At 58.5% G+C, this 7,629-nt stretch carries 4 protein-coding genes and 5 pseudogenes; 2 read left to right on the top strand and 7 right to left on the bottom strand.

The genetic code is table 11. From position 1 onward, the window contains the following. Positions 1-289: 289 nt before the first annotated feature. The 6 genes and pseudogenes from NKJ67_RS29755 to NKJ67_RS29735 all read right to left on the bottom strand — a co-directional run. Positions 290-1,234, bottom strand: a complete 945-nt coding sequence (locus NKJ67_RS29755) for a GHMP family kinase ATP-binding protein (protein ID WP_352584816.1) — start codon at positions 1,232-1,234, stop codon at positions 290-292. Positions 1,235-1,916: 682 nt separating this feature from the next. Beyond that, entirely contained in the window at positions 1,917-2,171 is a 255-nt protein-coding gene (locus NKJ67_RS29750) for an Lrp/AsnC ligand binding domain-containing protein (RefSeq protein WP_502905248.1), read from the bottom strand. Positions 2,172-2,660: 489 nt separating this feature from the next. Further along, a complete protein-coding gene (locus tag NKJ67_RS29745; protein WP_352584814.1) occupies positions 2,661-3,305 on the bottom strand; it encodes an OmpW/AlkL family protein in 645 nt (214 codons plus the stop codon). Between the two features lie 679 nt (positions 3,306-3,984). Beyond that, positions 3,985-4,119: pseudogene (locus tag NKJ67_RS35250) on the bottom strand (IS630 family transposase); the annotation flags it as partial. Next, positions 4,119-4,394: pseudogene (locus NKJ67_RS29740) on the bottom strand (helix-turn-helix domain-containing protein); the annotation flags it as partial. The pseudogenes NKJ67_RS29740 and NKJ67_RS35250, both read right to left, overlap by 1 nt. An 85-nt stretch (positions 4,395-4,479) precedes the next feature. Further along, positions 4,480-4,719 (bottom strand): annotated as a pseudogene (locus tag NKJ67_RS29735) (IS481 family transposase); the annotation flags it as partial. A 256-nt stretch (positions 4,720-4,975) separates the two neighbouring features. Between NKJ67_RS29735 and NKJ67_RS29730 the strand changes: the two are divergent. Further along, a pseudogene (locus tag NKJ67_RS29730) lies at positions 4,976-5,887 on the top strand (IS110 family RNA-guided transposase); the annotation flags it as partial. A 153-nt stretch (positions 5,888-6,040) separates the two neighbouring features. Then, a pseudogene (locus NKJ67_RS29725) lies at positions 6,041-6,420 on the top strand (transposase); the annotation flags it as partial. 44 nt (positions 6,421-6,464) lie between these two features. On the opposite strand, the gene NKJ67_RS29720 reads toward NKJ67_RS29725, so the two are convergent. Further along, positions 6,465-7,619, bottom strand: coding sequence for a M24 family metallopeptidase (locus NKJ67_RS29720; RefSeq protein WP_352584812.1), 1,155 nt, complete (start codon positions 7,617-7,619; stop codon positions 6,465-6,467). Positions 7,620-7,629: the final 10 nt, after the last annotated feature.

The following is a 7,629-nucleotide window of genomic DNA, read 5'->3' as shown; positions in this document are numbered from 1 at the left end:
CGCTACGATCGGCTCGCCCGCAACTTCCTCGCCGCCGTCTGCATCGCTGCAACCGTCAGCTACTGGTTATGAGTCTTAGCCCTAAACCGCTGCCGCGGTAGCTGATGCGCGGGTCTGGCCTGAGGAGGCCCCCGTCTGACAAGATTTGGTGTTGAGCCAACCTTCCAGACAGGAGAACCCCAGATGGCCCAGATAAGCCCTCTGCGTCAGCGGTTTAGTTCAATCAGATTTGCACGCCTGAGGGAATCCCACGCCGATTCAGCCTCAATTCATCCCGCTCTAGGCTAGCCTAACAATCAGTCATCGTGAGATATATTTTTGGCGAGTCGTTGAATGCCGATACATGAGCGAGCACAGACCGAAGCTTCCTCGGAAAGTCAGCCGCCATTCGATCAAGCAGGATTCCACTCATCGTGCCGCTGTGCGCGACTATGACCCCAAGAGCGTCAGTAGCCTCGGATGCATTCAGCATCGAGTCCAGATGCTTCTTTGGAGCTCGCTCCTGATGCAAGAGCGAACTGGCTGTGGCGATCCTGCCTATTGTGGCCGTATCACCCCGCGAAATCGCTTTCCGCGCGCGGTCTAGTAATTCGTGATATTTCGCCCGGTAGCTGGCCGAGGTTTCGCCTCGCCGTTGATCATAGTCGACGGTTTCCACCGTCCCTCCTTCATCGATACCTACAATCGCGAGCGGAGGCATTTGCCCAAGGAAGGAGAGAAGGCTACATTCTCGCTGCTGATAGGCGACTACCCCTGGGTACATCACTCCATCAGATGGCTCGATCTCCGCCATTAGTTTCTCGATCAATGACGTGCCGATTCTACGGTTGAAGCAGCGCGCGATTGACCGTGCAGCCGCAACAAGATCCGCGGACGAACTTGCCAATCCTTTACCTTCGGGGAGTTCCGATTGCAAAAGCAGAATTCCTCCTGAGGCTCCGATTGCACTCACGAGATTTTCAGCTAGCTGTTTTGCTTTGAGTTTATGGGACGGATAGACAGTCACGGACCGTGTGTCTGCAATCGGCGTGAAGTAAGCCCTCGCAAAGAGCGCGATGGGCATCGTGACCAGAAAGTGAGAATCCCGGGAAACGGAGCCCGCCGGCAATTGCCCTTGCAGCAACTCGCCGAATGTACCGCAGCAAAGAGCGCCGCAGGGGTGGCTCCTTGGCTCCTGCCCATAATCGGCTATTTTCTGACCTGAGTCGGCGCCGTCGAACGTCTGGTGGGACATGTACGGCCTCCAAACTTCATTAGCGGCCGCTTCGAGAAGTTCTCTAGTCGGCATGCTGGGGCTCGCTTTGTAAACGTATGGAGTATGTCGAATTTTGGATCGCCATATTACGTTCTCTTCAGGTGCGTTGAGCGTGCTTCTAGATAACGCCGAGCCGATACTCGTCAGAACTTCCTCGTGTCTCGTTGCTGATATCCTTCTTAGTACTTGTCGTACTCGCTCCGTTCGATAAACATAGCATTGACAGCGAGTGCCGCTCATAAAACTTCTGTAAAATCACTTTCTAAGATCTGTTACGTATCTACTGCCGGCGGCGAGGCATGGAGCACCCGGCGAAACGCGTTAGGCCCGCGAGAGGACGCCGCTTGATCAATCAGTGATACTGCTTTGCCATTAATCAGATTGGCAAACGGTGCACCAAGCTCTCAACTTCTGTCGGCGCTGAAGATGGCTGCTGTTCTGCCTATCCAACATCTAACGCGCGGGCCCGCCCCATCGTCGAAGGAGGCGGATTTCGGGGACGGCCGGTGGAAGGACTCCAGAAGCTGCCCGGATTACGCCAACCCGTGGTCTGTTGCGTCGGCAAGGTGAAGCGGTCACTTTGCTCATCAGAGGCGATTGGTGGTGGTTGGCGATGCGTGCCTTTTGCAAGAGCGATTACATCCGCGCAGTCGAGCGAAAGCTATAGCGTAGACCGTGGCTCGATTTTGGTACTGTCAAGGGCGATCATGCTCTTGAATTTTCGCACGTTCGAATCAGTATTTAGCTTCGTCTTAACAAACGACTTGAACGCTTCGACGTCATCCACAGCCAGGATTAGCACGAAGTCGGCACTGCCGGTGGTCTGGTAGCACTGAGTTACCTCCGTGGCGGCTTGCATCAAGCGCTTGAATCTTTCGACGAGCTCGAGGCATATTCGATCAAGCTCCACTAGCACTATGACCGTGATCAATTTGCAATCGCTCCTTCAATTCGGGAAAAACTTGCCTTGGTTCGCTTTCTGACAATGCTGTCGAACTCCGGACATCCGCTGATCGGCTGCAGTGCATATTCGCCAGACGTTCTTGATCCCGCCGAAACTGACAGGCATCCGCGTGTTCGCCGCACTTCCTGCAGCAGAAGGATGACGGCCCAAGCCGAACCGCGACAAGGCTTGATGTGGGCACGAGAGCAGCGAGCCTGGCGTCGCCGATTCCAGACCCGCTACCAGTCCCCCGATGCAGCAACGTCAACTCGTTCGTTCACACGCCAGGGAAACGCCGACCAAGGCCTCGAACGGGTCGGGCCGGGACCAGCACTGCAGATCAGGTAGCGGTGCCCATATCGCTCGGCCTCGGCTGAGCAATCAGCTTCAACGGGATCAGGTCCGTCCCCTGGGTGCTCTCGCGCTTTCGAAATCGGTGCCGAAGATTCCCATGGCGACCCGTTAGAAGTGGTATGTGAGGCCTGCACCAATCAGCCAAGGGTCAAGCTTAGCCTTGCCCTTGAGATCGGTGCCAGCCACTTTGACGGTAAAATCCGGTTTCAGGAAAAGCTTCTTGACGTCGAAGTTGACCCCCCAGTGCTGGTCCAGCATGTAGTCGAAGCCGACCTGCAGCGCGGCGCCAAGGGTGTTCTTCACATGGAGAGCATCGGCGCTGCCGATACTCTGATTGTAGAAGACGGTGTAGTTCAGGCCGGCTCCGACATAGGGTCGGAAGGCTCCGAACTGGGTAATATGATACTGCAGCGTGAGGGTGGGTGGCAGCACCCATACCTTACCGACGTTCCCCAGCGCGCCGATCGCTCCGGTGCCGTCGACCCTGGCGGAGGTGGTGGCAAGTATGAGTTCGGCAGCGATGTTTTCTGTGAAGAAATAGGAGATGTCGAATTCCGGAGTTATGGTGTCTGAATACGAGAGATCGGAACCGGCGATCCCGCCGACGTAACCTGAATCGTTGGTTTTCACGCCCAGCGCGCGCACGCGGATCTGCCATGGACTCGCCGTCTCCACCGTCACTTGGTCTTGTGCGATGTAAGGTTGCGCAGAGTCTGCCGCCAAGGCCTGCTGGCTCACTCCTATGAGGATCATGAACGCTAGCGCCCCGCGCCGCAGCCATCCGCACCTTTGTCATCATGTTCTCTCCTCTGACAGCCCGTGGGCTCCGCCGTTTGCGCCCGCGATGACTGCTCATCACTCGCTCTCCGGACGCTGCCAATAGGGTTGCATTTGCCGTGCCAACGAGAAGAGCATTGGGAAACGGCACCTTTCGCTTCCGACGCACTCGTGTCGCGGAGCTAAACCTGTGTGTTTCGAGCTGATATTGTCGTGTTTCTCACAAACGGACCAACGACCGCGGGCATCCTGCGCTATTCTGGTAGAGGATGATACCATCCGCATCGCCGGGTTGTCCGGCGGCGAAATTCTCCCCGTCGACAGGCCGGCCGCCGCAGCGTAGAGCACGAAGACGCTTGGTCCCGAGGCTTGAGCGGCATCGAACTGTTCATTGCAAGCGTGACCCCCATTGGTGGGGCGCCATCGTGGAGGTCCCTGGACGTAGCTTGGCGGCGCTTCAACGGCCTTCTCAGCGTCCGCATCTGCTGGAGCACAGGCGTGAGCGATCACGTGCGGCAGGTACTGAGATGGCGCTGGCAAAGCGCGAACCGAGGCGAAAGAGAGCCTGCGCCATTTGACCACCAGGCAAACCAACGGCCGCGGCACTGGTGGCCGATAAGCTGCGGTCAAGAAGCTGAACTAGAGCACGTCCTGTTCAATCTGGGTCATACCCGGCTGCCTTGAAGTAGTTGGCGCATTCGTCAGGGGTGAAGCGTTCGAGGATCGCGCCGACCGTATCCCAGAGCGCGGCGATTGTCCTCTCGGCCTTGGCGCGCATCAGCGCCTTCACTGCTCGACCTCCAGCCGCGCCACCATCTCGTTCAGCGTGATGTCCTTGCGCTCCTCGATCAGCCCGACGATGAAGGCGTCATGCGCATCGAGGCTGGACGCGCGGCGGCGACCCTGCGGCCGCGGCCCAGTCTCGCCGATCTTCGCCCGAGCAATCCAGCTGATCGCACTTGATATACCCACACCAAACCGCGCCGCGGCTTGGCGCGCCGACATACCTTCGTCCGAAGCCTTCAACACACGCCACCGCAGATCGCCACTCAGTGCTTTTCCCATTATCCACCTCCGTCGAGATGAATGTTGAATCAGCACACAACGCGGACGTCACTTCACAATCGATTCATCGATGGCAGGACGTGCTCTAGATGTTTAGTCCCGGCATTTGCTGGAGCGGATTACGCTTGAAGCGTTCGGGCTGTTTGGCCCAAGCCTTGCAGATGAACTCATAAGGGGTGAGGCCTATGAGGGTCTTGAGCCTGCGCCCGGGGTCGTAGGCCGAGACCAAGTCGGCAAGGTGCTGGCGGAGTTGGTCGTGGCTCTCATAGTAGAAGCGCCTGACGGTGGCTTCCTTGATCGTGCGGTTCATCCTTTCGACCTGACCATAATCCGGGATCTGTGGTGCCTTTCGTCCTGCTGTTCTTGTTTTGGAACGGCCTTATGGTGAGCCCATCCGGGATGGTGGGGCGCCAGTAGCACGAAGGTGCAGGCAGGCCGTCAATAGACCGTGGGCTGAGAGCCCGAGCTCGTTACATGGCCGCCCCTCGCGACTTTCCCGGATGCGCTTCGAGCGCGGATCAGTAGATGTCGTGTTGCCCGCCAGCTCCCGTCTTTGACCGAGCCAAGAAGGAGGAACGGGCATGCGCATCATCGGACTGGATATCCATCGCGCCTTCGCCGAGGCGGTAGCTTGGGAGGACGGCAGGCTCAGGCGGCTGGGCCGCGTCGACATGCGACGCGATCTGCTGGATGCCTTCGCCGCAAAGCTGTCGTTGGATGATGTCGTGGTGATCGAGGCCACTGGCAACGCGACCTCGGCCGCCGCGGTTGTCGCCGCATGTGAAGAAAGTGGTGATCGCAAACCCAAGCAGGTGCGCATCATCGGCTATGCCAAGATCAAGACGGACACGATCGATGCCAGCGTTCTGGCGCAGCTCTATGCCAGCGGCTTCCTGCCGGAAGTCTGGATTCCGGATGAGCCGACGCAGGCTCTGCGTCGACAGGTGACACGGCGCAATCAGATTGTCCGGCAGAGATCTCGATTGAAGAACGTCATCCAGTCGATCCTTCATAGCCACCTGATCCCGTCCTGCCCGCATGCCGACCTGTGCGGCACCAAGGGCCGGTCATGGTTGAGGGAGCAGGTCGTACCGCAGGACGACCGTCTCGCGATCGACCGGCATTTGCGCGAGTTCGACCGATTGGGCGAAGACCTCCAGGTCATCGAGCGCGATCTAGCCCGCTCGGCTCTCGCGGATGAAGGCGTGAAGCGGCTGATGACCATTCCCGGCGTCGACATGACCGTCGCGCTGACGATGAAGGCGGCGATCGGCGACGTGTCGCGCTTCGACGATCCGCAGAAGCTCGTGAACTATCTCGGGTTGAACCCAAGCGTCCGACCAGGTCCGGCCTACCATGGGCGGATCACCAAGCAGGGGCGTGGTCATGCGCGCGGCATGCTCGTCGAGGCGGCCTGGGCGGCCGCTCGTGCTCCCGGACCGTTGCGAGCCTTCTTCCTGCGCGTGCGAGCCCCGCGCGGACAGCATGTCGCGGCCGTGGCAACCGCACGCAAACTCTCTGTCGTGATCTGGCATCTGTTGATGAAGGGCGAGAGTTACGCGTGGGCTCGACCCTCCCTGCATGCCAAGAAGCTGCGCGATGTGGGACTCAAGGCCGGGAGCAAGGCTGTGCGCGGCCAAAAGGGGGCCGAATGCATGCTGGTCCTGATCGGCGCCACGCCCGAGGGCAGGAAAGAACTCGTCGGTTCCAGACCGGCGTTCGCGAGAGCGCGCAGAGCTGGCGCGAGCTGCTGGTCGACGTGAAGCGGCGTGGCCTGAAGATCGCGCCCGATATTGCCGTCGGCGATGGCGCGCTCGGCTTCTGGAAGGCGCTCGACGAGGTCTTTCCCGGCACCAGGCACCAACGCTGCTGGGTGCACAAGACCGCCAACGTCCTGAACAAGGTGCCGCTCTCGGTGCAGGTCGACATGAAGACGGATTTGCGCGAGATTTACGGCGCGCCGACACGCTCAGCAGCCGAAATGGCGATCGATGTGTTCGCCGAGAAATACGGTGTATCCATGCCGGCGCCTCACATTGATGCTAGGCCGGCATCGCAAACTGAGAACAATCAGCAATTTACTAGCAGGTCGCGTGACATATTGCTCAGCGACTTCGCACCATCATCGGTCACGCGAATGGTCTCACTGAAGATATAACCATCGGTCTTTTCAAAAATACCGATGATTAGGTGGAAGGTCATGTTGGCCTGAAGCACCGTCTCATCTCCCTCTTGGATGCTCGGGCCTCCGTCTGTCCAATCGATCCCTATTGAGTATCCAATTCTGGATTCCTTTCGCACGCCGCGAGGTGCAAATCGGCGTCGAAAAGCTCGCTCGACATCGGCGCTCTTCACTCCAGGTCGAATAGCGTCGAAGGCAGCAAGGAAACCATCAAGGCACGCTTGGTGCACGTGCCTCGATCTGGCATTTGGCTCACCCAAAAATACCGTCCGTGACAAGGCGCAGGCATAACGGCGACGGAAGGCGGCGATCTCGAAATTCGTCTGACAGCCCATCTTGTACTGTCCGTCAGTCCATGTGAGATGTACCGCGTTCGCAGGGGAGCCTACGTGCATGGAGAAAGGTCGGGTTATCGCGCCCGGAAATTCCGGAGTGCCAGAAATGAGTGCATGCGAAACGGTAGCGGCAACGTCGCATTCTCGAGCGCCCACCGAGATTGCGAGCCTACCGAGCTGCAAAGCCCTATCGACGATCTTTCCTGCCTGCTCAATGTAGCTCAGCTCAGCAGGTGATTTTATCGACTTCAGAGCGGAAACCACCCCATCGGCATCGATGAACTCCGATATGCCTAGCCTCTTGCTCAAAGCGGCATGGCCCTTGACTCCAAGCATCTTCCCTGACAGTTCGACCCCAATACGGCTCGACTTGCTGCGCTCGCGCACAACGTCGGCAATGGGCTGCCATGCGGTGAGCTGGCTCGAAGCGATGTATTTCTCCGGATAACTGAGGATGCGTGATTGCGGCAGATACGAGGTGGCCTCTGCACACACAACGTCCATTTCACGCACTATAAGCCACGGATCCTCCTCGTCCTGGCACACAAGAGCGAGTTGTGGAACGTAGTCTGAAAAGCCCTCGTAGCCACTCAGATAGTTCATATTTCCGTCATTTAAGACAAGCAGTACGTCGATGCCACGCTCGGCCATCTGCTGGCGCAGCCGGGCGGTGCGTGCACGATACTCTTCTTGACCGAATGCAGGCATGAGCAACTCT

The sequence above is a fragment of the Mesorhizobium sp. M0088 genome (assembly GCF_040322895.1).
Classification (GTDB): domain Bacteria; phylum Pseudomonadota; class Alphaproteobacteria; order Rhizobiales; family Rhizobiaceae; genus Mesorhizobium.
The sequence above is the reverse complement of the archived record's forward strand: the minus strand, read 5'-3'. Positions and strand labels throughout refer to the sequence as shown.

Coding starts and splice junctions, on each gene's coding strand:
- NKJ67_RS29720 (WP_352584812.1), bottom strand. CDS start 7,619: ATGCCTGCATTCGGTCAAGAAGAGTATCGTGCACGCACCGCCCGGCTG.
- NKJ67_RS29755 (WP_352584816.1), bottom strand. CDS start 1,234: ATGTCCCACCAGACGTTCGACGGCGCCGACTCAGGTCAGAAAATAGCC.
- NKJ67_RS29745 (WP_352584814.1), bottom strand. CDS start 3,305: ATGATCCTCATAGGAGTGAGCCAGCAGGCCTTGGCGGCAGACTCTGCG.